The sequence below is a fragment of the Microbacterium sp. GbtcB4 genome (genome assembly GCF_019091465.1).
GTDB classification, from domain to species: domain Bacteria; phylum Actinomycetota; class Actinomycetes; order Actinomycetales; family Microbacteriaceae; genus Microbacterium; species Microbacterium paraoxydans.
In genome coordinates this window covers 1-230 of sequence record NZ_JAGXJJ010000740.1, presented here as the reverse complement: position 1 = coordinate 230, position 230 = coordinate 1, and the positions used below count along the sequence as shown (strand labels likewise).

At 71.3% G+C, this 230-nt stretch carries 1 pseudogene; it reads left to right on the top strand.

What is annotated here, in order from left to right:
• Positions 1–34 precede the first annotated feature (34 nt).
• Positions 35–230, top strand: a pseudogene (locus tag KVS71_RS19465) (sugar ABC transporter permease); the annotation flags it as partial.

The following is a 230-nucleotide window of genomic DNA, read 5'->3' as shown; positions in this document are numbered from 1 at the left end:
CGCCGCGCCCACCCCGACAGGACGGTCGACGCCGATGAGCTCGCCCCCCGCCCCGCGCCGCCGCACGGCGCTGCAGCAGTGGCGGAACCGGACCCCCGGCATCCTCATGGGCGGCCCGGCCGTCGCGGTCTTCCTCGCGATGTTCGTCATCCCGATGACCCTCGCGGCGGTGCTCAGCTTCACCGACTGGAACGGGTACAGCCTCAACTTCAACTTCATCGGCTGGGACA